This is a genomic window from Bradyrhizobium sp. 2S1 (assembly GCF_011516625.5).
Classification (GTDB): Bacteria; Pseudomonadota; Alphaproteobacteria; order Rhizobiales; family Xanthobacteraceae; genus Bradyrhizobium; species Bradyrhizobium septentrionale.
Genome location: NZ_CP147717.1, coordinates 3,717,387 through 3,741,053, shown reverse-complemented (window position 1 = coordinate 3,741,053; position 23,667 = coordinate 3,717,387). Strand labels below are relative to the sequence as shown.

At 65.0% G+C, this 23,667-nt stretch carries 29 protein-coding genes, 1 pseudogene and 1 riboswitch; of the genes and pseudogenes, 7 read left to right on the top strand and 23 right to left on the bottom strand.

The genetic code is table 11. The annotated features are described in order from the left end of the window. Positions 1 to 5: 5 nt before the first annotated feature. The 7 genes from cysT to cysG all read right to left on the bottom strand — a co-directional run bounded on the left by cysT (position 6) and on the right by cysG (position 6,740). The gene (cysT, locus tag HAP54_RS17630) at positions 6 to 812 is read right to left on the bottom strand and encodes a sulfate ABC transporter permease subunit CysT (RefSeq protein WP_166216195.1); all 807 of its coding nucleotides are present in this window, start codon (positions 810 to 812) and stop codon (positions 6 to 8) included. A gap of 64 nt (positions 813 to 876) precedes the next feature. Continuing rightward, complete coding sequence (locus HAP54_RS17625) at positions 877 to 1,866, bottom strand: sulfate ABC transporter substrate-binding protein (protein WP_166302155.1); 990 nt, start codon at positions 1,864 to 1,866, stop codon at positions 877 to 879. A 210-nt stretch (positions 1,867 to 2,076) separates the two neighbouring features. Then, entirely contained in the window at positions 2,077 to 2,808 is a 732-nt protein-coding gene (locus tag HAP54_RS17620) for a phosphoadenylyl-sulfate reductase (RefSeq protein WP_166302152.1), read from the bottom strand. Then, positions 2,805 to 3,320: a DUF934 domain-containing protein gene (locus HAP54_RS17615; RefSeq protein WP_166302150.1), complete on the bottom strand. Its 516-nt coding sequence runs from the start codon at positions 3,318 to 3,320 to the stop codon at positions 2,805 to 2,807. The genes HAP54_RS17620 and HAP54_RS17615 overlap by 4 nt, the downstream gene beginning before the upstream one ends. After that, positions 3,307 to 4,962: a nitrite/sulfite reductase gene (locus tag HAP54_RS17610; protein ID WP_166302147.1), complete on the bottom strand. Its 1,656-nt coding sequence runs from the start codon at positions 4,960 to 4,962 to the stop codon at positions 3,307 to 3,309. Before HAP54_RS17610 ends, HAP54_RS17615 begins: the two co-directional genes overlap by 14 nt. A gap of 12 nt (positions 4,963 to 4,974) precedes the next feature. Further along, complete coding sequence (locus HAP54_RS17605; protein ID WP_029077708.1) at positions 4,975 to 5,292, bottom strand: DUF2849 domain-containing protein; 318 nt, start codon at positions 5,290 to 5,292, stop codon at positions 4,975 to 4,977. Continuing rightward, on the bottom strand, positions 5,289 to 6,740 hold the full coding sequence (gene cysG, locus HAP54_RS17600) for a siroheme synthase CysG (RefSeq protein ID WP_166302144.1): 1,452 nt from the start codon (positions 6,738 to 6,740) through the stop codon (positions 5,289 to 5,291). Before cysG ends, HAP54_RS17605 begins: the two co-directional genes overlap by 4 nt. 247 nt (positions 6,741 to 6,987) lie before the next feature. On the opposite strand from cysG, the gene cysD reads away from it, so the two are divergent. The 3 genes from cysD (at position 6,988) to HAP54_RS17585 (ending at position 12,173) form a co-directional block, all read left to right on the top strand. Beyond that, complete coding sequence (gene cysD / locus HAP54_RS17595; RefSeq protein WP_166302141.1) at positions 6,988 to 7,782, top strand: sulfate adenylyltransferase subunit CysD; 795 nt, start codon at positions 6,988 to 6,990, stop codon at positions 7,780 to 7,782. A gap of 48 nt (positions 7,783 to 7,830) precedes the next feature. Further along, on the top strand, positions 7,831 to 9,750 hold the full coding sequence (gene cysC / locus HAP54_RS17590) for an adenylyl-sulfate kinase (RefSeq protein WP_166302139.1): 1,920 nt from the start codon (positions 7,831 to 7,833) through the stop codon (positions 9,748 to 9,750). Between the two features lie 260 nt (positions 9,751 to 10,010). Then, the gene (locus HAP54_RS17585) at positions 10,011 to 12,173 is read left to right on the top strand and encodes a malate synthase G (RefSeq protein ID WP_166302136.1); all 2,163 of its coding nucleotides are present in this window, start codon (positions 10,011 to 10,013) and stop codon (positions 12,171 to 12,173) included. A 72-nt stretch (positions 12,174 to 12,245) separates the two neighbouring features. On the opposite strand, the gene HAP54_RS17580 is transcribed toward HAP54_RS17585, so the two are convergent. From HAP54_RS17580 to HAP54_RS17570, 3 genes are all read right to left on the bottom strand, one after another. Further along, on the bottom strand, positions 12,246 to 12,401 hold the full coding sequence (locus HAP54_RS17580) for a Thivi_2564 family membrane protein (protein WP_061880958.1): 156 nt from the start codon (positions 12,399 to 12,401) through the stop codon (positions 12,246 to 12,248). Between the two features lie 199 nt (positions 12,402 to 12,600). After that, positions 12,601 to 13,233, bottom strand: a complete 633-nt coding sequence (locus HAP54_RS17575; RefSeq protein ID WP_166302133.1) for a DUF2865 domain-containing protein — start codon at positions 13,231 to 13,233, stop codon at positions 12,601 to 12,603. Positions 13,234 to 13,259: 26 nt separating this feature from the next. Then, entirely contained in the window at positions 13,260 to 14,078 is an 819-nt protein-coding gene (locus HAP54_RS17570; RefSeq protein ID WP_166302130.1) for a L,D-transpeptidase, read from the bottom strand. A gap of 230 nt (positions 14,079 to 14,308) precedes the next feature. Between HAP54_RS17570 and HAP54_RS17565 the strand changes: the two genes are divergently transcribed. The 3 genes from HAP54_RS17565 (at position 14,309) to HAP54_RS17555 (ending at position 16,511) form a co-directional block, all read left to right on the top strand. Beyond that, the gene (locus HAP54_RS17565) at positions 14,309 to 15,421 is read left to right on the top strand and encodes an AI-2E family transporter (protein WP_166302127.1); all 1,113 of its coding nucleotides are present in this window, start codon (positions 14,309 to 14,311) and stop codon (positions 15,419 to 15,421) included. 137 nt (positions 15,422 to 15,558) lie between these two features. After that, positions 15,559 to 15,930, top strand: coding sequence for a DUF883 family protein (locus tag HAP54_RS17560; protein WP_166302124.1), 372 nt, complete (start codon positions 15,559 to 15,561; stop codon positions 15,928 to 15,930). 134 nt (positions 15,931 to 16,064) lie between these two features. Continuing rightward, a complete protein-coding gene (locus tag HAP54_RS17555; RefSeq protein ID WP_166307977.1) occupies positions 16,065 to 16,511 on the top strand; it encodes a hypothetical protein in 447 nt (148 codons plus the stop codon). A 212-nt stretch (positions 16,512 to 16,723) separates the two neighbouring features. On the opposite strand, the gene HAP54_RS17550 is transcribed toward HAP54_RS17555, so the two are convergent. The 10 genes from HAP54_RS17550 to HAP54_RS17505 form a co-directional block, all read right to left on the bottom strand. After that, positions 16,724 to 17,116, bottom strand: a complete 393-nt coding sequence (locus HAP54_RS17550; RefSeq protein ID WP_166302122.1) for a hypothetical protein — start codon at positions 17,114 to 17,116, stop codon at positions 16,724 to 16,726. Positions 17,117 to 17,457: 341 nt separating this feature from the next. After that, complete coding sequence (locus HAP54_RS17545; RefSeq protein WP_165126501.1) at positions 17,458 to 17,631, bottom strand: hypothetical protein; 174 nt, start codon at positions 17,629 to 17,631, stop codon at positions 17,458 to 17,460. A gap of 134 nt (positions 17,632 to 17,765) precedes the next feature. Beyond that, positions 17,766 to 17,963 carry a hypothetical protein gene (locus tag HAP54_RS17540; protein WP_166302120.1) on the bottom strand — a complete coding sequence of 66 codons (198 nt, stop codon included), beginning with the start codon at positions 17,961 to 17,963 and terminating at the stop codon, positions 17,766 to 17,768. Between the two features lie 80 nt (positions 17,964 to 18,043). Continuing rightward, complete coding sequence (locus HAP54_RS17535; protein WP_166302117.1) at positions 18,044 to 18,970, bottom strand: DMT family transporter; 927 nt, start codon at positions 18,968 to 18,970, stop codon at positions 18,044 to 18,046. Between the two features lie 79 nt (positions 18,971 to 19,049). Further along, positions 19,050 to 19,730 (bottom strand): transglutaminase-like domain-containing protein, encoded by a 681-nt coding sequence (locus HAP54_RS17530; RefSeq protein ID WP_166302115.1) that lies wholly within the window; start codon positions 19,728 to 19,730, stop codon positions 19,050 to 19,052. 30 nt (positions 19,731 to 19,760) lie between these two features. Next, the gene (locus HAP54_RS17525) at positions 19,761 to 20,021 is read right to left on the bottom strand and encodes a hypothetical protein (protein WP_224741888.1); all 261 of its coding nucleotides are present in this window, start codon (positions 20,019 to 20,021) and stop codon (positions 19,761 to 19,763) included. 143 nt (positions 20,022 to 20,164) lie between these two features. Then, a complete protein-coding gene (crcB, locus tag HAP54_RS17520; protein ID WP_166302112.1) occupies positions 20,165 to 20,551 on the bottom strand; it encodes a fluoride efflux transporter CrcB in 387 nt (128 codons plus the stop codon). Further along, positions 20,548 to 20,721 (bottom strand): hypothetical protein, encoded by a 174-nt coding sequence (locus tag HAP54_RS17515; RefSeq protein WP_166293485.1) that lies wholly within the window; start codon positions 20,719 to 20,721, stop codon positions 20,548 to 20,550. Before HAP54_RS17515 ends, crcB begins: the two co-directional genes overlap by 4 nt. Positions 20,722 to 20,793: 72 nt before the next feature. Then, a riboswitch (Fluoride riboswitch) is annotated at positions 20,794 to 20,854 on the bottom strand. Between the two features lie 60 nt (positions 20,855 to 20,914). After that, on the bottom strand, positions 20,915 to 21,106 hold the full coding sequence (locus tag HAP54_RS17510; RefSeq protein WP_166293483.1) for a hypothetical protein: 192 nt from the start codon (positions 21,104 to 21,106) through the stop codon (positions 20,915 to 20,917). Beyond that, on the bottom strand, positions 21,075 to 21,248 hold the full coding sequence (locus HAP54_RS17505) for a hypothetical protein (protein ID WP_166302109.1): 174 nt from the start codon (positions 21,246 to 21,248) through the stop codon (positions 21,075 to 21,077). The genes HAP54_RS17510 and HAP54_RS17505 overlap by 32 nt, the downstream gene beginning before the upstream one ends. 178 nt (positions 21,249 to 21,426) lie before the next feature. Here HAP54_RS17505 and HAP54_RS17500 point away from each other — a divergent pair, with 178 nt between their 5' ends. Then, entirely contained in the window at positions 21,427 to 21,669 is a 243-nt protein-coding gene (locus tag HAP54_RS17500) for a hypothetical protein (RefSeq protein ID WP_166302106.1), read from the top strand. 30 nt (positions 21,670 to 21,699) lie between these two features. Here the strand turns inward: HAP54_RS17500 and HAP54_RS17495 are convergent, their stop codons facing one another. From HAP54_RS17495 to HAP54_RS17485, 3 genes and pseudogenes are all read right to left on the bottom strand, one after another. After that, positions 21,700 to 21,840: a hypothetical protein gene (locus tag HAP54_RS17495; RefSeq protein WP_156928304.1), complete on the bottom strand. Its 141-nt coding sequence runs from the start codon at positions 21,838 to 21,840 to the stop codon at positions 21,700 to 21,702. Positions 21,841 to 21,900: 60 nt separating this feature from the next. After that, positions 21,901 to 22,781 (bottom strand): annotated as a pseudogene (locus HAP54_RS17490) (DMT family transporter). Between the two features lie 125 nt (positions 22,782 to 22,906). Next, the gene (locus HAP54_RS17485) at positions 22,907 to 23,629 is read right to left on the bottom strand and encodes a TetR/AcrR family transcriptional regulator (protein WP_166302103.1); all 723 of its coding nucleotides are present in this window, start codon (positions 23,627 to 23,629) and stop codon (positions 22,907 to 22,909) included. Positions 23,630 to 23,667 lie beyond the last annotated feature (38 nt).

The following is a 23,667-nucleotide window of genomic DNA, read 5'->3' as shown; positions in this document are numbered from 1 at the left end:
GAACCTCAATGCACGGGAATGCGGGCTTGCGCCCAGCGCTGCAGGCGATTGATCACGAAGATGATCAGGAATGAGGCCACCAGCATCACGACTGCGATCGCGGTGGCGTCGGCATAGCGGAATTCGGACAGCCGGATCACGATCAACAGCGGCGCGATTTCGGAGACGTTGGGCAGATTGCCGGCGATGAAGATCACCGAACCGTATTCACCGATGGCGCGGGCAAAGGCCAGCGCAAAGCCGGTGAGCAGCGCCGGGATCAGGCTCGGCAGGATGACGCGGAACACGGTGTGCCAGCGGTTGGCACCTAAGCTCGCGGCGGCTTCCTCGATCTCGGGATCGAGATCGATCAGCACCGGCTGCACCGTGCGCACCACGAAGGGAATGCCGATGAAGATCATCGCGATGAAGATGCCGATCGGCGTAAACGCGACCTTGATGCCGAGTTCGGCGAGCGGCGCGCCGAGCCAGCCCTTCTGCGCGAACAATTGCGTCAGCGCGACGCCGGCGACCGCGGTCGGCAAGGCGAATGGAATATCGACGATGGCGTCGAACAGCCGCCGGCCCGGAAAACGGTAGCGCACCAGCGCCCAGACGATGATGGTGCCCATCACCAGGTTGACGCAGGCGGCCGCAAACGAAAGCCCAAACGAAATCTTCAGGGCATTCAGGGTGCGGCGGCTGGTGATGATGGCCCAGAACTGATCGAGGCTGAGCTCGAACGTCTTGAGGAACAGCGCGGCCAGCGGAATCAGGATGATAACGGAGAGCCATGTCAGGGTCAGTCCCATGGTGAGACCGAACCCCGGCAGGGTACTGCGCCGTGCAACCGCTGTGCTCACAAATCCCCCTGTTTAACCCGAACGATAGTCCCGATCAGTTCTTGTAGATCTGATCGAAAATGCCGCCCTCGGCGAAATGCTCCTTCTGCGCCTTGGTCCAACCTCCAAAAACGTCGTCGATGGTGAAAAGTTCAACCTTGGCAAAGGATTTTTCGTACTCCTTGGCGATCTCGGGATCACGCGGCCGGTAGGAGTTGCGCGCGGCGATCTCCTGGCCTTCCTTGGTGTACCAGTACTTCAGATAGGCTTCGGCGACGGCGCGGGTGCCCTTCTTGTCGGCAACCGTGTCGACCACGGCGACCGGCGGCTCGGCGAGGATCGACTGCGCCGGGGCCACGATCTCGAACTTGTCCTTGCCGAATTCGCGTTGTGCCAGAAAGGCTTCGTTCTCCCACGCGAGTAGCACGTCGCCGACGCCGCGCTCGACGAAGGTCACGGTCGAGCCGCGCGCGCCGGTGTCGAGCACCGGAACGTTCTGGTAGAGGTCGGCGACGAACTTCTTCGCCTTGTCGGCCGAGCCGAACTTCTTCTGCGCGTAGCCCCAGGCGGCGAGATAGTTCCAGCGCGCGCCGCCGGAGGTCTTCGGGTTCGGCGTGATCACAGCGACGCCGGGTTTAATCAAATCATCCCAATCCTTGATGCCCTTGGGGTTGCCCTTGCGCACCAGGAACACGATGGTCGAGGTATAGGGCGAGGCGTTCAGCGGCAGCCGCTTCTGCCAATCGGCCGCGAGCAGGCCCTTGCCCGCGATCGCATCGATGTCATAGGCGAGCGCCAGCGTGACCACATCGGCCTGCAGTCCGTCGATCACCGAGCGCGCCTGCGAGCCCGAACCGCCATGCGACTGCTTGATCTCGACGCTCTTGCCGGTTTCCTTCTGATAGGCCGCGGCGAACGCCTTGTTGAAATCGACATAGAGCTCGCGGGTCGGATCGTAGGACACGTTGAGCAGCGAATAGTCGGCCGCGAAGGCCGAGCTCGCCCACAACAATCCCGCGACCAGCGGCAGGATACGACGGATCATTTCTGTCTCCATTCAACCCGAGAATGTCAGGGAACGCGCCAGACATAACTCGCGGCGAAGTGGCTTTAAGTCAACGAAACCGGTTTTCTTTGTTTGCGGCCGTGCAGCGCGCTTGTGCTACGAAGGCGCCGCACTGCGAAGGCTTTGTCGCGTCGCCAGATCGCGATGAACCGTCATCGCGATTGAGCGCCTGCTCCACGACATCATGCTCTACGACATCTTCATCGTATGGATGCCGCATTCCGTCTTCGCCCGGCCGCGCCAGCGGCCGTCGCGTGCATCCTCGCCGGTGGCAGACCGGCTCGAGCAAGGCATACACCCGACCGACTGATATCCCGATGCGACAAGTGGATGCGGCGGCAGCTTGCCGAGCGCGTAGATCGCCTCGATCTCCTCGCGCGAGACGTTGGCGAACGGATTGAATTTCAGCCTGACCCCGTCGTCCTCGACGACCGGAATGTCGGTGCGGGCGCCGCCCTGGAAGCGCTTGCGGCCATTGATCCAGCCGGCGAACGGTTTTAGCGCACGCGCCAAGGGCTCGACCTTGCGGATCCGGCAGCAGGCATCGGGATCGGTGAACCACAATTCGCGGTCCGGATCCTGGCGCGACAGCGCCTGCTCGTCGGGCTTGATCGAACGCACATCGGTGAGGCCGAGCGTGGCTATCAAGGTGTCACGATAAGCCAGCGTCTCCTCGAACAGCCAGCCGGTGTCGAGGAAGACCACCGGGATCGCCGGGTCGACATCCGCCATCACCTTGAGCAGCGCGGCGGACTCGGTGCCGAACGACGACACCAGCGCCAGCCTCTCGCGGCCGACCGTCTTCAGCGCGGCCGCGATCACTTCGGCGGGCGATGCCGTGCGCAGCGCGCGATCGAGCGCATCGGCCGCGGGCAATCCGCCCGGCGCCGCTGCTGCGAGCTCTGGTGCGACCGTGCTCACTGGCCCGCGCTCTCCGAGTGACGCAGCTGCATGCGGCGGTTGAGTGCGGTGACGCGCCCGTCGCCGGTCGGCTGGTAGAACACCGAATAGCGCTTCATGGTCGCGGCGAAGGCGTCGGCATCGGCGTCCTTCTTCACTTCGAAGGCGTCGAAGCCGGCGCGCGTCATGAACACGAACTGGTCGCGCAGCACCTGTCCGGTGGCGCGCAGCTCGCCGTCATAGCCGTAGCGCTCGCGCAGCAGGCGCGCCTGGCTGTAGGCGCGGCCGTCGCGGAAGGTCGGGAACACCAGCGCGACCGAGGCGAGACGATCGAGATGCGACACCAGATCGTCGAGATTGCGGTTGTTCGGCCAGATCACGCCGACCTTGCCGGGGCGGCGCAGCAGCGCCTCCGGACCGGCGAGAAAGCGTTCGGCGCTCACCAGCACCGCACCGTCGCCCGGCAGCTCGGCGCCGTCGGCGACATGCACGAACAAATCGGTGGTTAGTCTTCCCTGCTTAACGAGTGGCATAGACCCGCTCCCTGAAAGGCTCGACGCCCAGACGCTTCACCGTATCGACGAACAATTCCTCGGGACGGTCGCGCAGCGCGAGATAGGCTTCGACAATGTCTTCGATCACGTCGGCGACTTCCGCATAGGGAACGGCCGGGCCGATCAAGGTGCCCATCTGCGCGTTCTCGTCGGCGCGGCCGCCGATCGTGATCTGGTAGAATTCCTCACCGTTCTTCTCGACGCCGAGAACGCCGATGTGGCCGACATGGTGATGGCCGCAGGCATTGATGCAGCCGGAGATGTTGATGTGGAGCCGGCCGATCAGGTCGGCGGTGTCGTGATTGGCGAAGCGCCGCGTCAGCTCTTGCGCGATCGGGATCGAGCGCGCATTCGCCAGCGAGCAGTAGTCGAGTCCCGGGCAGGCGATGATGTCGGTGACGAGGTTGACGTTCGGCGTCGCCAGGCCGAGCCGGTCGAGCGCCTTGAACAGTGCCGGCAGGTCGCGCTTGGCGACGTGCGGCAGAGCCAGGTTCTGCTCGTGGCCGACGCGGATCTCGCCGAACGAATATTTGTCGGCGAGGTCGGCGAGCGCGTCCATCTGCTCGGCGGTGGCGTCGCCGGGCGGGCCGCCGACCGGCTTCAGCGACAGCACGACGATCGAGTAGCCCTGCACCTTGTGCGGGAACACCGAGTTCTTGCGCCAGCGCTCGAACAGCTTGTCATGCGCGGCCTGCTTCAGCTCGTCCGGCATGTGCGGCAGCTTTTCGTAAGCCGGATAGGAGAAGCGCGAGCGGACCTCCTCGATGGCGGCGTGATCGAGCGTCAGCCCAACATCGCCCATCTGCTTCCACTCCTCGTCGACTTCCTTGGCGAACTTCTCGATGCCGAGCTCGTGCACCAGGATCTTGATCCGCGCCTTGTAGATGTTGTCGCGGCGGCCGTACTGGTTGTAGACGCGCAGGATCGCCTCGATGTAGCTCAGGATATCGCGGCCGGGGACGAACGGCTTGATGGTCTTGGCGATGAACGGGGTGCGGCCGAGGCCGCCGCCGACCAGCACCTCGAAGCCGGTCTCGCCGTCGGCATTCTTGTGCAGCCGCAGGCCGATGTCGTGGATCTTGATCGCGGCGCGATCGTGCTCGGAGGCGGTGATCGCGATCTTGAACTTGCGCGGCAGGAACGAGAATTCCGGATGCAGCGTGGTGTGCTGGCGGATCAGCTCCGACCAGATCCGCGGGTCCTCGATCTCGCCCGGCGCGACCCCGGCCCACTGGTCCGAGGTGACGTTGCGCATGTTGTTGCCGGAGGTCTGCATCGCGTGGATGCCGACCTCGGCGAGGTCGGACAGCGCGTCGGGCAGCTCGCTGAGCTTGATCCAGTTGAACTGGATGTTCTGCCGGGTGGTGAAGTGGCCGTAGCCGCGATCGTAGCGGCGCGCGACATGGGCGAAGCGGCGCAGCTGCTTCGACGACAGCGTGCCGTAGGGGATCGCGACGCGGAACATGTAGGCGTGCAGCTGCAAATACACGCCGTTCTGCAGACGCAGGATCTTGAATTCGTCCTCGGTGAGCTCGCCCGAGAGGCGGCGCTTCACCTGGTCGCGGAATTCCGAAACACGCTCGTTGATCAGCGTGCGGTCGAGTTCGTCATATGCATACATGATGGATGAGCCTTACGCCGGCACCTGAAGATCGATCGTGACGCCCTTGGCGCGGATGTGTTCGCGGAGATTGCCCGGCTTGACCTTGCCGCCGTCCTTGAGCTCGACCGGCGCGATATAGGGGCCGACCGCGCCGACGTCGTCGGCGGCGGCTTCGGCCAGCAGTGCGCGGGCATCGTCGGAGGTGCTGACAATGGCGGAGTCAGCGAGTTCGGTGGACCAGCCCTTTTGCGCGGTCCGGTACACCACCGCACCATCCCAGGTGCGGTTGGCGGTGACCACCGACGGGCCCGTGATCCTGATTTTCTTCTGTTCAAGCGGAGAGGTCATTCGGCAGCTTTCAGCAGTTCGGAGAACATCTGGTTGGAGAAGAGTTGGGTGACGTTGGATCGGCTCCACGGCGCGGAATGCGCGACCACGTCGCCGATAATGAGGACAGCGGGACCGCCATCGACCTGTTTGACCAGCTCGGGCAGCCGCGCCAGCGTGCCGACCGCCGCCTTGGCGTCCGGCCGCGTGACGCGGGCGAACACGCCGACCGGCGTCTCCGGCGAGCGGCCCGCGGCGAGCAGGCCTTCGCGGATCGAAGGCGCCGCGGTCATGCCCATGTAGACGACGACGGTCATCTTATTGTCGGTCAGCACCGACCAGTCGACGACCTCGGCATCGCGCGCCTTGTGCGCGGTGAGGAAGGTGATGCGCAGCGCCTCGTGGCGGAAGGTCAGCGGCACTTCGAACTGCGCGGCCGCGCCAAGACCGGCGGAGATGCCCGGAATAATGGAGTAAGCAACGCCGGCGTCGCGCAGTGCCTCGATTTCCTCGCCGCCGCGGCCGAACACAAAGGGATCGCCGCCCTTCAGCCGCACCGCGCGCTGGCCCGCCTGCGCCGCCTCGATCATCAGGCGGTTGATGGCGTCCTGGCCGATGCCGGGCTTGCCGACACGGCGACCGACCGGAATGCGCGCGGCATCGCGCCGGATGCGGTCGAGAATTTCAGGTGACACCAGTTCGTCATAGAACACGACGTCGGCATCCTGCAGCGCGCGCAGCGCCTTCACCGTCAAGAGATCAGGATCGCCGGGACCCGCACCGACCAGCGTGACGTGGCCAATGGCTTTGCCCTCTGCGCTCGCGCCGGCGAATGCGGCGGGATCAGGGATCGCGTTCAGCGCCTGCTCGGCTTCGTCCTTGCGGCCGGCCAGCACCAGCGCGCCGATCGGGCCGTCGACGATGCGCTCCCAGAAGCGGCGGCGCAGCGGAAACTCTTCGATGCGGGCATGGATCGATTTGCGGAAGCGGCCGATGAAGCCGGCGAGGTCGCCGATCCGTGCCGGCAGCACCGCCTCGATCTTCTCGCGGATGCGGCGCGCCACCACCGGCGACGTGCCGCCGGTACCGACCGCGACCACGACATCGCCGCGATCGACGATCGCAGGCATGATGAAGGTGGAGTGGACGAGGTCGTCCATCACATTGACCGGCAGGCCAATCGCCTGGGCGCGCACCGACATCGCAACGCCGATGTCGCCGGCGCCGGCGCAGAGCACGGCGATGACATCTGAAAGATCAGCGGCGAGCGGATCGCCCTCGGCGCGCTCGATCCGCGCGGCCTCCTCCGCAGCGAGGCCGGCGAGATCATGGTTGCCGTCGGTCGCGTACCAGCGGACCGCGGCGCCGGCGGCCGCAAGCAGCCGCTGCTTGGCGCGCACGAGCTCGCCCGCTCCAACGAGCAGCACCTTGCCGCTTTGCAGATCCAGAAACACCGGCAGATATCGCATCAGACACTCGCTTCCCCAACTTGGGGGTTGACTGAAATTATTTTCTATTTATCTCTCGATCAAGGCCAGCAAAGAGAAAATTATTTCTTCTCTATTGCAGCGCAACTTTAGAATTTTCAACTCCACAGGCCAAGGCCGATAGATGCATCTTCTCGACAAAGAATCCGCCGCTGCCGGATCACGGTCTGCAGCCCTTGCACAAGCATCTTCCGTGCCGGGGATTTCGGCCCATCAGGCCCCCCCGACCATGGATCACCTGGACGAGCTCGAGGCGCAAAGCGTTTACATCCTGCGCGAGGCATTCGCCCGGCTGAAGAAGCTCGCGCTGCTCTGGTCGCTTGGCAAAGACTCCAATGTGATGATCTGGCTGGCACGCAAGGCATTCTTCGGCCGGGTTCCGTTCCCCGCGATGCATGTCGACACCGGCAAGAAGTTTCCGGAGATGTACGCGTTCCGCGACCGCTTCGGCAAGGAATGGGACCTCGACCTGCGCGTCGAACCCTGCCCGTCGATCGACAGCGTCGATCCGACCCTGCCGCCGGCCGCGCGCTCCGCCGCGCGCAAGACCGAAGGGCTGAAGCTCGCACTCAATAAGTATGGCTTTGACGGATTGATCGCCGGCATCCGCCGCGACGAGGAGGCGACGCGCGCCAAGGAGCGCGTGTTCTCGCCGCGCGGCCTCGAGGGCGAGTGGGACGTGCGCGACCAGCCGCCGGAGTTCTGGGACCAGTTCAACGCCTCGCCGCCGCAGGGCGCGCATTTGCGCATCCATCCGATCCTGCATTGGACCGAGGCCGATATCTGGGCCTACACCAAGCGCGAGAACATCCCGATCATTCCGCTGTATCTCGCCAAGGACGGCAAGCGCTACCGCTCGCTGGGTGATCAGGACATCACCAACCCTGTCGCTTCGACCGCTTCCAACATCGACGAGATCCTCGCCGAACTCGACGCCACCAAGATCCCGGAGCGCGCCGGCCGCGCACTCGACCACGAGACCGAGGATGCGTTCGAGCGGCTGCGTGTCGCCGGCTATCTCTGATCAACTGGCTTCTCAACAATTGGCTTCCCATTTCGCGCGAGCGTTCCGATGAACATGATCCTTCCCACCGCCTCGATCTCGGCAACGCCCAACGGCACGACGCGGCCGCAAGTGCGCATCGCCATCGTCGGCCATGTCGATCACGGCAAGTCGACGCTGGTCGGGCGCCTGCTGCATGAGACCGGCAGCCTGCCGGACGGCAAGCTGGAAATGTTGAAGGCGGTCAGCGCACGGCGCGGCATGCCGTTCGAATGGTCGTTCCTGCTCGACGCGCTGCAGACCGAGCGGGACCAGGGCATCACCATCGACACCACCCAGATCCGCTTCCGCACCCGCTCGCGCGACGTCGTGCTGATCGACGCGCCCGGCCATGCAGAGTTTTTGCGCAACATGATCACCGGCGCCTCGCAGGCCGACGGCGCCGTGTTGATCATCGATGCGCTCGAAGGCGTGCGCGACCAGACAAGGCGGCACGGCTATCTGTTGCATCTGCTCGGCGTGAAGCAGGTTGCGGTCGTCGTCAACAAGATGGACCGTGTCGACTTCAGCGCCGAGAGGTTTAAGGAAATCAGCGACGAGATTTCGGCGCATTTGATCGGCCTCGGCGTCAAGCCGACGGCCGTGATCCCGATCTCGGCGCGCGACGGCGACGGCGTTGCCGAGCGCACGGCGCGGATCGACTGGTACAAGGGACCGACCGTGGTCGATGCGCTCGATGCGCTCGAGCCGGCGCGTCCGCTCGCCGAGTTGCCCCTGCGGCTGCCGGTGCAGGCGATCTACAAGTTCGACGACCGTCGCATCGTGGCAGGCCGCATCGAGTCGGGCAGCCTGAAGGCCGGCGACGAGATCGTGATCATGCCGACCGGCAAGATCGCCAGGATCAAGACGGTCGAGAGCTGGCCGGTGACGCCGGTCGACGGCCCGCAGGGCGCCGGGCGCTCGGTCGGCATCACGCTCGACCGCGAGCTGTTCCTCGAGCGCGGCGACATCATCGGACATAGCGGGCAGAGCCCGCGCGACACCCGCCGCATCCGCGCGCGGATCTTCTGGCTGCACGACAAGCCGTTGACCAAGGGCGAGCAGATCCTGATCCGGCTCGGCACCAAGGAAAGCCGCGCCACCGTGGTCGCGATCGAGAAGGCGATTGATCCCGGCGCGCTGTCCAACGAAGAGAACAGCGCAATCGCGCGCAACCATGTCGGCGAGATCGACATCTCGCTGGCGCAGCCGGTGGCGACCGATCCCTACACCGACAATCCGCGCACCGGGCGCCTCGTGATCGAGGTCAACGGCCGCATCGCCGGCGGCGGCCTCGTGCTGTCGGTCGACGCCGGCCGGCCTGCGGTGCCGGTCGATATCGTGCCGGTGGAATCCGCCCTGCGTGCGGACGAGCGCTCGGCGCGCTACCACCACAACGGCGCCGTGATCTGGCTGACCGGCCTGCCCGGCTCGGGCAAGTCGACCCTTGCGCGGGCGCTGGAGCGCCGCCTGTTCGGCAATGGCGGCTCGCCGATCCTGCTCGACGGCGACACGCTGCGTGCGGGCCTCAACAGCGATCTCGGCTTCTCGCCGCAGGATCGGGCTGAGAACATCCGCCGTCTCGCCGAGGTCGCGACCCATCTGGCGCGCAACGGCCATATCGCGATCGTCGCCGCGGTGTCACCGTCCGCCGCCGACCGTGCGACGGCCCGCCGCATCGCCGACAACGCGTTCCGCGAGATCTATGTCGCGACGCCTGCCGAGGTCTGCGAGACCCGCGACCCCAAGGGCCATTACGCCAAGGCCCGCTCCGGCGGATTGCCGTCCTTTACCGGCATCACCAATGACTACCAGCCGCCGGCCGGCAACGAATTGACCATCGACACCTCGAACCGCTCGGTCACTGAAGCCACCGACGAGATCGAGCGGATGCTGGCCGAGACCGGCATCCTGTTCGACGAACTGACCGATCTCGCGGCGAATATCTGACCTCGCTCGCCTGTCATCGCCCGGCTTGTCTGGGCGATCCAGTATTCCAGAGACAGCAATTATCGAGCCGGGAGGCCGCGGCGTACTGGATGCCCCGCTTGAAGCGGGGCATGACGGCGTCATGCGCGGCAACAAAGGGGCCTTCTCAGAGCCGGGACTTTAGGGCTAAAAGGGCCGTGAACGCGGCCCTTTGGCGCGTTTTTTGCTGATTTCTTTCGAAAACAGCTCCTAAAACGCCCGTTTCTTTGAGAAAGCCCATCATGACTCGTGTCGATGCCCATGGATTGAAGATCGCCCCTGTCCTGTTCGATTTCATCGCCAAGGAGGCGACGCCCAAGGCCGGGATCGCTCCCGACGCGTTCTGGGCCGGACTTGCCGCCATCATCCAGAAGCTCGGACCGAAGAACCGCGAGCTGCTCGCGGTCCGCGACACGCTGCAGGCCAAGATCGACGACTGGCACCGCGCCCACAAGGGCAAGGCGTTCGACATCAACGCCTACACCGCGTTCCTGAAGGACATCGGCTACCTGCTGCCGGAGCCCGCGACCCACAAGGTCGAGACATCCAATGTCGATGAGGAAATCGGCAAGATCTGCGGCCCGCAGCTCGTGGTGCCGCTGACCAACGCCCGCTATGCGCTGAACGCCGCCAACGCGCGCTGGGGTTCGCTGTACGACGCCTTCTACGGCACCGACGCCATCCCGCACGATCCGAGCGAAGCTGGCCGCGGCTACAACAAGGCCCGCGGCGACAAGGTGATCGCGAAGGCAAAGGCCTTCCTTGACGCATCAGCGCCGCTTGCGACCGCAAGCCATACCGATGTGACCTCCTACAGCGTGATCGCCGGCCAGCTGTCGGCCAAGCTGAAGAGCGGCAATTCAACCGCGCTGAAGGACGGCGCCCAGTTCGCCGGCTATCAGGGCGATGCGGCCCAGCCTTCCGCGATCTTGCTCGTCAACAACGGCATGCATGTCGAGATCAAGATCGACCGCAGCAACATCATCGGCAAGGATGATCCGGCCGGCGTCGCCGACATGATCCTGGAATCGGCTGTTTCCACCATTCTCGACATGGAAGACTCGGTCGCCGCCGTCGACGCCGAGGACAAGGTGCTGGTCTATCGCAACACGCTCGGCCTGATGAACGGCACGCTGTCGGCCGATTTCGACAAGGGCGGCAAGACGTTGACCCGTTCGCTCAATGCCGACCGCGTCTACAAGAAGCCCGATGGCAGCGAGCTGAAGCTGCACGGCCGCAGCCTGCTGCTGATGCGCAATGTCGGCCACCACATGTTCACCGACGCGGTGCTCGACGCCAAGGGCGAGGAGATTCCGGAAGGCCTGCTGGATGCCGCGGTCGCCGGCCTGCTCGCGATCCACGACATCAAGGGCAATTCCAAGGTCAAGAACAGCCGCACCGGCTCGGTCTATATCGTCAAGCCGAAGATGCACGGCCCCGACGAGGTGACGCTGACCTGCGACCTGTTCGCCGAGGTCGAGAAGATGCTCTCGCTGCCCGAGAACACGCTGAAGGTCGGCATCATGGACGAGGAGCGCCGCACCACTGTCAATCTCAAGGCCTGCATCCAGCGCGCCTCCAAGCGCATCATGTTCATCAACACCGGCTTCCTCGACCGCACCGGCGACGAGATCCACACCTCGATGGAAGCGGGTCCGATGATCCGCAAGAACGACATGAAGGCGCAGCCCTGGATCAAGGCCTATGAGGACTGGAACGTCGACAACGGCCTGATCGACGGCCTGCCCGGCCATGCCCAGATCGGCAAGGGCATGTGGGCCGCGCCCGATAAGATGGCCGACATGCTGGTGCAGAAGATCGGCCATCCGCAGGCCGGCGCCACCACCGCCTGGGTGCCGTCGCCGACCGCGGCCACGCTGCACGCCCTGCACTATCACCAGGTCAACGTAACAGCCCGGCAGCAGGAGCTCGCCAAGGGCGGGCCGCGCGCAAAGCTCTCCGACATCCTCACCATTCCGGTGTCGCAGTCGAACTGGGCGCCCGACGATGTCAAGCAGGAGATCGACAACAACTGCCAGGGCATATTGGGCTACGTGGTACGCTGGATCGACCAGGGCGTCGGCTGCTCCAAGGTGCCGGATATCCACGACGTCGGCCTGATGGAAGACCGCGCCACGCTGCGCATCTCGAGCCAGCATCTGGCGAACTGGCTGCATCAGGGCGTCATCACCAAAGATCAGGTGATGGAGTCGCTGAAGCGCATGGCCGTCGTGGTCGACAAGCAGAACGCCGGCGATTCCCTCTACAAGCCGATGGCGCCGTCGTTCGACGGTATCGCCTTCAAGGCCGCCTGCGACCTGATCTTCGAGGGCCGTACGCAGCCGAACGGCTACACCGAATACATCCTCACCGCACGCCGCCGCGAGGCCAAGGCCGCGGGCTGATCCGCGGGTCACGACGACAAGCAAAAGCCCCGGCGACAAGCCGGGGCTTTTTTGTTGGCGTCGCGCGCTGGACTAAAATACCGCCAAATATTTCAGCAGCGAGACGATGCCGATGATGATGACGACGACGCGCGCGATCTGCTTGGCGCGGCCGTCGAGCGGCAGCATGTTGATGAGATAAAGAACGAGAATAACGACAAGGAAGGTGACGAGTACGCCGACGAGCATGCGGGGCCCCCTGATGGCATCGGTGAATGTGCTGTTCGCCCTTTGCTAACGTGCAGGGGGGAAGTCGGTTCCGGGCCAGGAACCGAATGTGGCTTCGGTTCTGATTAGATCAGAACCGAAGCTCTCGATTCTTGTTTTGACGCGTTTTCTTCACGCGAACCGGTGTCCACTTCGCTCGAAAACGCTCTAGTGAGCAACGCTACTCGCGCGCCAGCACCGCCGGACGCTGATATTTGGCGCGGATGCGATCCGGTGCCGGCGTGAAGTTGAGAGAAGCCCCGCGCCGGTCCGGGCGGCCGACCGACATCAGCCCGTCCTTGCCGGCGACGATGTCGCCCTTGCGCAGGGTCGGATCGTCCTCGATCCTCACCGCGGCCAGGCCGACCGAATCCTTGCCGTTGCAGGTGCAGCCCGCGACGATCTGGTCGCGATAGCGGAACGCATTCGGCAGCTCGGAATAGGGCTTGCCGTTCTCGGTCGCGGCATTGTCGATATTGCCGCCATAGACCACTTCGGTCGCGCTCGCCGGGCAGAAGCTATTGCAGCTCTCCGCCTTGCTTTGGTTGCCGGTCGCGGCCAGCGGGAAATAGCGGCCGTCGCAGGTCCGCACGCAGTAAGCCTGACCGCCGTCATAGCGCGCGCGACGCTCGCCCCGCGGCGCGACTGGCGCCGGGCCGTCGTCGAACGGGATCCGGATCACCGGCGGCCGGCCCTGCATGAAGCCGCCGAACAGTTGCGAGAAGAAATCCTGGGCTTGCGCGGCAGGCGCAAGGGACAGGCCAAGCAACGCCGCCGTCCCGAACACCCACCGCCTGGAATGTCGCTTCACCATCACCGCCCCTCATACAACGCCGATCCTCAGTACAACGAGGAAGCGGTCGGAATGTTCATCGCCTGGCGGCCTGAGGGCAGCGTCATCACCGCGGGACGCGGCTGCACCGGTGCCGGCCGGACCGAAATCTGCGTCGTGGTCGGGCCGAGTTCGCGGGCGGCGAGATGCGGCGCGTTCTTCGGCAGCACCACGACCTTGGTGCCGACATCGACCCGGCTGAACAGATCGGAGACATCCTCATTGGTCAGGCGGATGCAGCCCGATGACACGTACTTGCCGATCGTCGAGGGATCGTTGGTGCCGTGGATGCGGTACTCGCTGGAGCCGAGGTACATCGCGCGTGCGCCGAGCGGGTTGCCCGGGCCGCCGGCCATGAAGCGCGGCAGATAGGGCTGGCGCCTGATCATCTCGGCCGGCGGATGCCAATCCGGCCACTCCGCCTTGCGACTGATGGTCTGGACGCCGGCCCAGGTAAAGCCCTCGCGGCCGACGCCGACGCCGTAACGGATCGCCCGGCCGCCGCCGAGCACGTAATAGAGCGCGGTGTTGCCGGTATCGATGATGATGGTGCCGGGCGCTTCCGTCGTGTTGAGCGCGACGGTGGTGCGGCGCAGCCGCTCCGGCAGCGCGCCGTCCTCTCTGGCCCCGGTCGAGGGATCGTTCATCATTTCGTCGGACGGAAATGCACCCGGCTGCGTCGACGCATAGCCGAGCGCAGACGAGCGGACTTGGGCGTTGGCCGAGGTGGTGACAACGAACGGCGTCACGAACAGGACGCTGGCGAAGGCAACGGTGCGCGCGGCGCGCGACGCAAGCCGGCGGCTGGAGAGAGACTGATGTGTCATGTGCTGCCCCTGGACGGGATGCGCATCGTGGTGATGCGATGCCGGAGCAACGCGCGTGGCCGCCAGACAGTTTCGGCGCGAATCATCGCAAGGCCGAGATTGTCAACCCGCCGCGTCTCACGAACCCGCGATGGAACCTTTGCCGACGCGGGCCGTTGTCAGGCGCTATTGGACGCGCGGGGTCACCTCGCAGCGCCAAATTCATTTTGCCTTCGTGCGGGAGAAAACTGGTGCGCGCGTTACCGGGTGAACGTCTGCTTGGCAATCCGCCCGAAGGCACGCCCTTCCCCGACAGCAAAGCCGAACTGCCGCCGGTGATCAGCCGTGCCGAGGTCGTCGCCTTCGCGCTGGTCGCGCTGCTGGTCATCGTCGTCGTGGCCGTACTCTATCTGGCGCGCGCATTCTTTCTCCCGATCACGATGGCCTTCATTGTCGGCACCATGCTGTCGCCGGCCGCAGGCCTGCTCGAACGCTACCGAATCCCGCGCGCGCTTGGTGCGGTGCTGCTGGTGTTCGCGGTCGTCGCGACCGTCAGCTTCATGGTCGGGTTGATTTCGGCCCCGCTGATGGAATGGAGCTCGCGGCTGCCCGAGCTCGGCGCGATCCTGAGGGAGAAGCTGCACGTGTTCGACCGGCCGCTCGCGCTGTGGCAGGAGCTGCAGAGCATGCTCGGCGGCTCCGACACGCTTGCCACCCTGCAGTTGCCGAAATTCGAATGGGTGCAGCCGACGCTGGAATTCCTGTCGCCGACATTTGCCGAATTCCTGCTGTTCATCGCAACCCTGATCCTGTTCATCGCGAGCTGGAACGACCTGCGCCGCGCGCTGGTGATGAACTTCAGCGAACGCGCGGCGCGGCTGCGCACGCTGCGCATCCTCAACGAGATCGAGACCCATCTCGGCAACTACCTGCTGACGGTGACCATGATCAATGTCGGCGTCGGCATCGTCACCGGTGCGATCTGCGCGGCGACAGGCACGCCCAATCCGGCCGGACTTGGCGCGCTCGCCGCGACACTGAACTTCATTCCGATCATCGGGCCGGTCGCGATGTTCGTGGTTCTGGTCGCAGTCGGCATCGTTTCCTCGCCGACCATCGGCGCCGGGCTGATCGCGCCAGCCTGCTTTGCGGCCGTGACCTTCCTGGAAGGACATTTCGTGACCCCGATGATCGTCGGCCGCAGGCTGTCGCTGAATGCGCTCGCAGTCTTCCTCGCGCTCGCGTTCTGGACCTGGCTGTGGGGCCCGATCGGCGCCTTCCTGTCGTCACCGCTGCTGATCGTGGCGTTGATCGTCAAAGAGCATTTGATGCCGGACAATTCGCCGCAGCTGCCCGAGGAATAGGAAGCGTTTTCAAGCGAAGCAGGCGCCGGCTCGCGTCGAGAACAGCCTCCTGAACGATCAGGCCCGGTTTCGCATCAGGAACTTTGCCTGCTGCGAGGCGTTTTTCCTTACAACACGCGAATCTCCGGGAGCTTTCGATGTCGAGCACGGACAGCGCATTTGGGATCAAGAACATGACGGACAAAGCGACCTACGAACGCCTGGAAAAGGATGTCACCGCCGTGAAGAACGATATCGCAGCCCTTACCGAACAGATCACCGGCGCGCTCAACTCGTTTGCCAACAACGCGGGCAAGCAGGCCCGCCGCCACTACAAGGATGCACGCGCCAACGCGGAATCGACGCTCGACGACATGTCGGAGCGCGGCAGCGCGATGATGGGCGCGGCGCAGGACGCGGCATCCTCGATCGAGGAATCGCTGGAAGACGTGATCACGCAGCGACCGCTGGCGACCGTCGGCCTGGCGCTCGGCCTCGGCTTCCTGATCGGGGTCGCCTGGCGGCGCTAACGGATATTCTCGGATGAGGCCCGCGGTGGCGGTCAAGCGAAAACCACCTTTCTAGACGCGATGGCAGCGCTGGCGCGCCGCCGCTTCGTTTGTCGATGCGCTTTTCAAGGCGAGATTGAAAACAAGGCTTGGCAATGCTTCAGCGGCTGATCAATGACGTCAAGGAATCCACCGGCAGCGCGTTGCGCCTGACGTCGCTTGCGGCCGCCGCTGCGATCGCGCTGTCCATCACCATCGCCTTCCTGTGCGCGGCCGCCTTCGTCTATGTGCTGCAGCAATACGGTCCGGTGGAGGCGTGCCTCGCCGGCGCCGCGGTGTTCCTGGTCGTCACGCTGGTCGCTGTCGCCGTTTACATCGTGCGTAAGCGCGAGGCACGCCAGCGTGCCGAGAAGGCGGCCAAGGCCGCGAAATCGGCTGCAGCGACCATGTTCGCCGACCCCGCATTGATCGCCACCGGCCTGCAGATCGTCCGGGCGATCGGCGTGAAGCGGCTGATCCCGATCCTGGCGGTCGGTGGCCTCGCACTCGGCCTGATGGCCAGCCGCAGCGCCGCCGCGAGCAGCGAGCCGGCGGAGGAGTGACGCTCTCGCGCGAGAATGCGCGACCGTCCTATCCAAACCGTCACCACCCAACCGGTGTCATCGCCCGGCTTGACCGGGCGATCCAGTATTCCAGAGACAATTGTGATTGAGCCGATAGGCCGCGGCGTACTGGATCGCCCGCATTCGCGGGCGATGACAGCTGTGCCTGTTGAGATCGCGGAGCCTCTAGTTGAGATCGCGGAGCGCCGTTCTCAGGTCACGCAGCGGCCGGGCTGCAGCAGCTTGGCCACTTCGGTCAGCACGCTGACCACGGGCTCGCAGGCCACCTTGCGGGTGTCGCCGGGCCGGGCCCGGGCGGGTGCTGTCGGGCGATTGCGAGCCTCTTCCCGCGCCACGGGAACGCGGACCAGCACCGACGTCTCCGGAAGCCGGTCGACCTTCAGCGCGACGGTCCGGCTCGGCAGGCCGCTCGATGGAACCGCGGCGCGGTCGGTCTTGGCGGCACGGTTGACCGCGCTCTCCGGTGCCAGTGCGGTGGTGACCTTCTGAGTTCCAATGAGATCGTGGCCGGACGCGAGCTGCACCGCGCCAAGCGTCAATCCGCCCGCCAACGCAGCGAAAATTCCCCTTTGAATCTTTGACATGGTGATGTCCCTCGCCCCATGGAAATTTCCCTTGGCGATCACGGACACAACGCGAGCGGAACCTGTGGAGTTCTCGCGTCCGGCCATCACTTAACCGTGTACGAAAATATTTTCACGCGCAGGGAACGAGTCCGGGGGGATGCGAGTCATTGCAAGAGCCGGTTATTCCCCCTGCCCCATTGACCGGCGACGTAGGGCGCGACCGTGGTGATGCCGGTCGCGCCCTGCTCTTTTTTGCGGTCTGCCGCGGGCGGGCGTCCGCCAGCATCTCACTCACCGGTTGCATTTGGAGTGAGGCGCCGAGGGGGCTTGGTCCCCTCACTGGCGAGAGGACCGCCTGACTACGCGTTGTCGTTTGCTGGCATGTCCTGGGAACGAACGACTGTCACTTCACGGCAGGACAGGCAACGACCGACGTGAAACTTGATTCCGGTCGTCTGGTCGTCGACGAGCATCAATTCGCTCAGGGGCTCGCCACATTTGCAGGTCACCGTCTTGCTGTCGGCAAAATACATCGGACGTCCCTCCGTGGGCTGGAGATTTCATCTCGTCATTGGGGGCGAACTCGACTGCCCCTTCCGATCGCTTCCACTCCTTTTCGGCCGGTAACGTCCGGGCAATCCGGACAATTGGGGTGACGTTCCCAGATTTATTTTGAAGCCTGTTTCGAAGCAGCTTGCGTCTTCGTCTGGAACTGCGCGGCTTCGCGCGCTTGCCGCTCGGCCTTGAGCCGCTTGAAATTCTCGTAGAAGGCCTTCTCGCTGGCGCGATGCTCCTTGATCGCCTCCGACGCCTCTTGCTGACGCAACTCGTTGCGGGCCTTCCGCTGCTGGGGAGTCAAATTCATATGGCCTCCAACTAAGCTCTTGAATCAACGCTGGATTCAACGCACGAGGCCGGAAAAGGTTGCACTGGAGGGAACTGGCTCTACTTGCGCAGGCTGGCCCAGACGCCGCCGAGGATCAAAAGGCCGCCGATCAGATGGATCAGCTTCGGCGGCTCGCCGAGGATGATCCAGGACAACAGCGCGCTGGCGATCGGCGCGACGTAGAGCACGAGCGACGTCCGCACCGAGCCGAACCTTGCGCCGAGCCAGGCAAAGCCGGCATAGGCGATCAGGCCGGGCACGAGGCCGGCGAAGACATAGGCCTCGAACGCCTTGGCGTTGAAAACCTCCGCCGGCATGGCCCACATCTCCCGGATCGCCGGCGGCAGCGAGCACAGCGCGCCGGCCGCCGAGAACAGGCTGACCCGCGCCAGCAGCGAGGCGCGCGGCGCGACGCGCGACTGCATCAGCGTGTAGCCGGACCAGCCCAGCATCGCGACCACCACCAGGAGGTCACCCCAGGCCGCACTCGACTGCGTCAGCGTTTCCAGATGACCCCCGGAAACGATCAACAGCGCGCCGGCCAGCGCGAGCGCGGTGCCGAGCCATTGCAGCGGCCCGATATGCTCGATGCCGAGCGCCGCCGAAATCAGGAGCACCATGATCGGCGACAGCGCGAAGATCAGCGCGATATGGATTGCGGTGGTCGTGATGCCCGCGATGTAGACCGGGCCGCCGCACAGGAACATGCCGAGGAAGCCCGCGGCGAGGATCGGCCAGAGGTTCTGTGCCAGCGGGATCTTGCCGTCCCTGACAGCCGCGATCGCAAACGGCGCCAGCCCAATCGCGATGATGCTCCAGCGGAAGAAGGCCAGCGAAAACGGCGGCACCGAGCCGGCAAGGCCGCGCGCCAGCACCTGGTTGGAGGCCTGCCCGACCGCGACCAGGATGAAGCCGGTCAGCGCGACCGCGTCCTCCCAGCCCGTCGCCGGACGGCCGACCGGAGCTTTCGGCAACTCCGCATCCATGACACCGCCCCCTCAGCCGGCACAATCGACGAAGACAAATCCCGTCAGCGCAGCCGCCCGCCGCGGCGCGCGCACAGCCTCACTGCTCGGCGGCTTCCCGCTCCATGTCGCGGCCGGACATGTCCTCGCCCTGCATGTTGGCGTAGTCGCGCGCCATCTCGCGCATCAGGAATTTGGCGGGGACGTCGTGATAGGTGCCGTGGTCGTTGACATACTGCATGTAGGCACGCCCGGCGCCGTCGAAGGGATGCAGCAGCGCATCGGAATGGCCGTCGAAATCGAGCGGCTTGACGCCGAGCTTGGCGCACAGCGTGTCGTTGAAGGTCGGGGTCGCCTTGCGCCAGGCGCCGTCGACGAACACTTCGGTGAAGCCGTGCCAGGTGAACAGGTCCGAGCCCATGCTCTGGCGCTGCTTCTCGGTGGTCAGATGGTTGCGGACGTCGGCGAAGCCGACCCGGGCCGGGATGCCGTGGACCCGGCAGGCCGCCGCATAGAGCGCCGCCTTGCCGACGCAATAGCCGTTGCCGGCGGCGAGCACGCTGGAGGCGCGGAAGCTCTCCGGCGAGCGCATGCTGACATAGGGATTGTAGCGGATGCCGTCGCGCACCGCGGTGTAGAGCCGGCTCGCTCGTTCGCGCGCGCTGGCGTCGGCCGGCACGGCGGCGCGGGCGAACGCCGCGACGGCGGGATGATCGCTGTCGACATATTCGCCTGCAACAGTGTAGAGGCGGCTGATCGTATCGGGAAGATGCTCGGTCATGGCGCGAGCTTAGCAAGCCATTTGCGCAGTTCAATGCGGCTCGTGCGGCCCTTCTTGCAGCCCTGCCCCGCTCAGGTCCTGAAGCGTCTGTCCCTGCGGCGGCGGGTAGTTGCGCCGCTTGGCCTTGAAATATTCGCGCGCGAAATGGATGCCGATCCCGATCAGGAACGGCGGGGCAAGCGCGGCAGCGATCATCAAGGCGGTGATCGACTTCGGCGTCAGGATGTCCAGCACCATCGACGCCAGCAGCCAAAGCGTGGCAGCAATCACCGCGACGTCGACATGCTTCATCCCCCGCTCTTTCCCTTGTCCGCTGACCATCATCCGGGTTCCATACTACCGGCTGGTCCCGGGCGCGCCAAGGATTCCGGGCGGCAGACGATACCTCCAGCCCTTCACTTTTCTGGAACGGCACGGATCGGCAGGACGGCTGGTTAGGCCGCGAGCGCCCTGACCAGCAGCAGGCCGCCGAACAGCGCGAGGATCGAGAGCGCGACGGAGGCCGCGATGTAGGCCCCGGCCGACCATAACTCGCCGCGCTGCATCAGCACGATGGCATCGAGCGAGAAGGTCGAGAAGGTGGTGAAGCCGCCGCAGATGCCGACGGTGAGAAACACCCGCGTCGCCTGGCTGATATTCCAGCTCAACGCGAAGGATTCCGCGAAGACGCCGATCAGGAACGAGCCCACGATGTTGATCGCCAGCATACCCCAGGGAAATTCCGTGCCGATCAGGCGTCCCGCGCCGATCGCCACCAGATAGCGCGCGACCGACCCCAGCGAACCGCCGATCGCGACCGCCGCCAACAATTGAACGTTCAATGCCTCACCTTTCCGCCCCGCCACTCGACGATGCCTGCCACAAGCCCAACAACGAAGGTCGCGGCGACCAGCTTGCCCGGCGCGCCGACCCACAGGGCGACGACGCCGACGAGCCAGATCGACCCGACCAGCGACAATGCGATTGAGAGTGACCCAGGAAGACCCGTCATGCTCTGCCCCTTCTCGTTCGCGGGGCGCGCGTAGCGGATCGGCGGTGGCGCATGCTCCTACCGACGCTCTCGCGCCCGGTAGGAGTCATCAGCCTTGCGGCGGTTATCGGGGGACTCCATCCCCATCAACACGGGAATGGTAGGCGAGCGGCGCGGCGGGAGCAAGTAGCCCTCCCGCCGCTTCGCTGTTGGTTCACTCGCCCATCGACAGCATCGCGTTCAGCTCGACGGCGGTCCGCAGCTGCTCGATGCGCGCAGCAACCTGCTCGCGTTCGGCGCCGCGCGGCAGCTGTGCGAGCCGGCTTTCCAGCCGCGCACGGTGCTCCTCGAGGCGCTGCTCAAATGTGTGGGGTTCAGATCGCTTCCGCTTCTGAATCGTCTTCATCACTCATCCTTGGCGGTTGCAGACCGGGACTGTTGGCCCAGCGGTCCAGTTGATCGATGACCTGTGCGTGGCTCGGACGCCGCGGTTCCGGGGCTTCCGGCTCCTCGGAAAGTTTGCGGGGCAACTTGACGTGGTTGGTCATGGCATCACTCCCGCGAGACAACGGAGAGGCATCCGGATCGTTCCTCAATCTTTTGTCTAAGTCATTGATATTACTTGATAAAAATGCTAAATTGATGTTTTTTTAGGAGCTTGAGGAACCCGCCGCAACTTGGTTCGTTTAGCAAATTACTCAACTAACTAATTCTGGGCGATTTGCGATGAATGAGCTTCGCGCTGAACGTCTTCAAGTCATGTTGTCACCCGAGGAATTGGCTGCCCTCGACGATTTCCGCTTCAAGCACCGCATGCCGACTCGTGCTGCGGCGGTTCGCGAGCTGCTCAAGCTCGGCCTGGCCGGCAACGGCATCGATGGGGGAGCCGGGGTGAAATCGAGCGAGTATGGGGTGTTTAATCGGGGGCCGGACGGGCACGTCCAAGGGGACGCGCCGCAAGAGGAATAGCGGCGCGTTGGCGCGCAGGACTGTCGCGGCTCAAGCCGCGACGAAGAGGTCCACGATCCCCTTCAGGATCGAGACCACGAGCGCCGACGAGAACATCGCCGTGCCGAGATCCGCGAGATAAAGCAGCTGCGCCTTCTGCTCCGCATCAAGCCGCGCGATTGCCTTTCGCATGGCCAAGCTCCCTTTTGAGGAGAACGCGCCTCGCGAACGTCGGTTCCGTCCGCCGTGCGCTCAGGCCCGCTGCAGCGCCAGCGTTACGCCGCCAAGCGTCAGCGCCATCGCGCCGATCTCGCGCAGGCCAAGCGGCTCGCCGAGGATGATCGCGGCCGAGACCACGCCGATGACAGGTACCAGCAGCATGCCGGTTGACGCCGATGTCGGCGGCAGGCGGCGCAGCGTTTCGAACCAGGTGAGGTAGCAGATGCCCATCGGCATCAGGGTCATGTAGGCGAAGCAGCCGAGGCCGAACGGCGTGATCGCGGCATAGTTCGGGTGCTCGAAGAGAATGCCGAGCAGCAGCATCACGAGACAGCCGATGCCGACCTGCCAGGCGACCACCGCGAGCGGCGGCATCGGCAGCGGCTTGCGGTTCAGCACATTGCCGAGCGCGAACAGGATGGCGCAGGCGAGCGCCAGCACAATTCCGGTGAGCTTGCCGGCGCTGAAGGCAAAGCCATTGCCGCCGAGCAGGAGCGCGACGCCGGCGACGCCGAGCACCAGCGCGGCAAGGTCCCGCAAGGTCGGGCGGCTGTGCAGCACCGGCCAGGCGAACAGCATCGCCCAGATCGGCATCGTGTAGGCCAACAGCGCGCCCTCGCCGACGGTAACGAATTCATCGCGATGGTGCCAAAGCCCATCCAGGCAAAGACATTGGTGAAGGAGGCGAACAACAGCCGCGGGATCGCCTCGCGCGGCACGGCCAGCGACTGGCCGCGGGCCAGCGCCAGCGTGCCCAGGATCACCGCCGCGCAGATGCCGGCAAGCCCGCGGGCGAACAGCGGCGGCCATTGCTGCAGCAACAGCTTCATCAGCGGCCAGTTCAGGGCCCAGCCGAACGCCGTGATGACCAGGCAGAGAAAACCGACTGTTCGATCGCGTTGAGTCGTATCCATCGGCCGCGCTTAGCAGGCGGACGGGCGTGATTCCACAGCGCATCGCGCATGCCGCATCGCATCGCGTATGCGGGCGGGCGTTGAACGCGCGAATAATCCGGCGTGTCCCTTCCGATCCCACTTGGTCAGGCGAAGGTGCCGATCATGATCCGCGGCCAGCCCTCGCTTTTCCGTGCGGCGGCAAGCTTGCTCGCCCAGGCGTCGATCAGGCTCGCGATCAGCAGGCGGCCGGTGCCGCGCATGTCGGGCAGTTTCATGGTGGGCGTACCGAGCGTGAGCGCGACCACGCCATGCACAGCCGCAAGCAGCGCAGTCGCCAGCCGCTGCGGCAGGCCGGACGCCGGTTCGGCGCCATGCGCCGCCAGGAATTCCCGCACCGACGTGACGAACAGCTCGTAGCTGCGGCGCGCGATCTCGGTCTCGCCGAAATAGACGCCGTCGGGAAAGCGGCGGTCCTCGACCGTGCCCGACATCGAGAACAGCGAACGGAAGTGATCGGGATTGTCGGCCCAATAGTCGAGATAGGCTTCCATCACGCGCCGCAGCCGCAAATCGCTGTCGGCGGTCTGCGCGCGGACCCGTTCGAGCTGTTCGGCCACCGCCTCGAGGTTCTGCTGCTTCACCGCGAGCAGCAACAGCAGCTTGGTCGGATAATATTTGAGGACGGTGCCCTTGGAGTAGCCGATCACGTCGGCGATCTTCTGGATCGAGACGGTCTCCAGCGTGCCGGCGGCGAACTCCTTGCGCGCGGTCTCCAGGATCAGCGCCTTCAACGCCTCCTTGTCGGCCTCCTGCCGTGCCCGGCGCTGAAAGCGCCGCCCGCCTTTGGATCGCTCCTCGATCGACATTGCCGTCTCCTAGAGCCTTTTCCGTGCCGATGGAATCG

What these genes read in the sequence shown, in the direction of transcription:
- HAP54_RS17625 (WP_166302155.1), bottom strand. Translation starts at nt 1,866, where the DNA reads ATGATCCGTCGTATCCTGCCGCTGGTCGCGGGATTGTTGTGGGCGAGC.
- HAP54_RS17615 (WP_166302150.1), bottom strand. Translation starts at nt 3,320, where the DNA reads ATGCCACTCGTTAAGCAGGGAAGACTAACCACCGATTTGTTCGTGCAT.
- HAP54_RS17610 (WP_166302147.1), bottom strand. Translation starts at nt 4,962, where the DNA reads ATGTATGCATATGACGAACTCGACCGCACGCTGATCAACGAGCGTGTT.
- HAP54_RS17605 (WP_029077708.1), bottom strand. Translation starts at nt 5,292, where the DNA reads ATGACCTCTCCGCTTGAACAGAAGAAAATCAGGATCACGGGCCCGTCG.
- cysG (WP_166302144.1), bottom strand. Translation starts at nt 6,740, where the DNA reads ATGCGATATCTGCCGGTGTTTCTGGATCTGCAAAGCGGCAAGGTGCTG.
- cysD (WP_166302141.1), top strand. Translation starts at nt 6,988, where the DNA reads ATGGATCACCTGGACGAGCTCGAGGCGCAAAGCGTTTACATCCTGCGC.
- cysC (WP_166302139.1), top strand. Translation starts at nt 7,831, where the DNA reads ATGAACATGATCCTTCCCACCGCCTCGATCTCGGCAACGCCCAACGGC.
- HAP54_RS17585 (WP_166302136.1), top strand. Translation starts at nt 10,011, where the DNA reads ATGACTCGTGTCGATGCCCATGGATTGAAGATCGCCCCTGTCCTGTTC.
- HAP54_RS17580 (WP_061880958.1), bottom strand. Translation starts at nt 12,401, where the DNA reads ATGCTCGTCGGCGTACTCGTCACCTTCCTTGTCGTTATTCTCGTTCTT.
- HAP54_RS17575 (WP_166302133.1), bottom strand. Translation starts at nt 13,233, where the DNA reads ATGGTGAAGCGACATTCCAGGCGGTGGGTGTTCGGGACGGCGGCGTTG.
- HAP54_RS17570 (WP_166302130.1), bottom strand. Translation starts at nt 14,078, where the DNA reads ATGACACATCAGTCTCTCTCCAGCCGCCGGCTTGCGTCGCGCGCCGCG.
- HAP54_RS17560 (WP_166302124.1), top strand. Translation starts at nt 15,559, where the DNA reads ATGTCGAGCACGGACAGCGCATTTGGGATCAAGAACATGACGGACAAA.
- HAP54_RS17555 (WP_166307977.1), top strand. Translation starts at nt 16,065, where the DNA reads ATGCTTCAGCGGCTGATCAATGACGTCAAGGAATCCACCGGCAGCGCG.
- HAP54_RS17550 (WP_166302122.1), bottom strand. Translation starts at nt 17,116, where the DNA reads ATGTCAAAGATTCAAAGGGGAATTTTCGCTGCGTTGGCGGGCGGATTG.
- HAP54_RS17545 (WP_165126501.1), bottom strand. Translation starts at nt 17,631, where the DNA reads ATGTATTTTGCCGACAGCAAGACGGTGACCTGCAAATGTGGCGAGCCC.
- HAP54_RS17540 (WP_166302120.1), bottom strand. Translation starts at nt 17,963, where the DNA reads ATGAATTTGACTCCCCAGCAGCGGAAGGCCCGCAACGAGTTGCGTCAG.
- HAP54_RS17535 (WP_166302117.1), bottom strand. Translation starts at nt 18,970, where the DNA reads ATGGATGCGGAGTTGCCGAAAGCTCCGGTCGGCCGTCCGGCGACGGGC.
- HAP54_RS17530 (WP_166302115.1), bottom strand. Translation starts at nt 19,730, where the DNA reads ATGACCGAGCATCTTCCCGATACGATCAGCCGCCTCTACACTGTTGCA.
- HAP54_RS17525 (WP_224741888.1), bottom strand. Translation starts at nt 20,021, where the DNA reads ATGAAGCATGTCGACGTCGCGGTGATTGCTGCCACGCTTTGGCTGCTG.
- HAP54_RS17515 (WP_166293485.1), bottom strand. Translation starts at nt 20,721, where the DNA reads ATGACGGGTCTTCCTGGGTCACTCTCAATCGCATTGTCGCTGGTCGGG.
- HAP54_RS17510 (WP_166293483.1), bottom strand. Translation starts at nt 21,106, where the DNA reads ATGAAGACGATTCAGAAGCGGAAGCGATCTGAACCCCACACATTTGAG.
- HAP54_RS17505 (WP_166302109.1), bottom strand. Translation starts at nt 21,248, where the DNA reads ATGACCAACCACGTCAAGTTGCCCCGCAAACTTTCCGAGGAGCCGGAA.
- HAP54_RS17500 (WP_166302106.1), top strand. Translation starts at nt 21,427, where the DNA reads ATGAATGAGCTTCGCGCTGAACGTCTTCAAGTCATGTTGTCACCCGAG.
- HAP54_RS17495 (WP_156928304.1), bottom strand. Translation starts at nt 21,840, where the DNA reads ATGCGAAAGGCAATCGCGCGGCTTGATGCGGAGCAGAAGGCGCAGCTG.
- HAP54_RS17485 (WP_166302103.1), bottom strand. Translation starts at nt 23,629, where the DNA reads ATGTCGATCGAGGAGCGATCCAAAGGCGGGCGGCGCTTTCAGCGCCGG.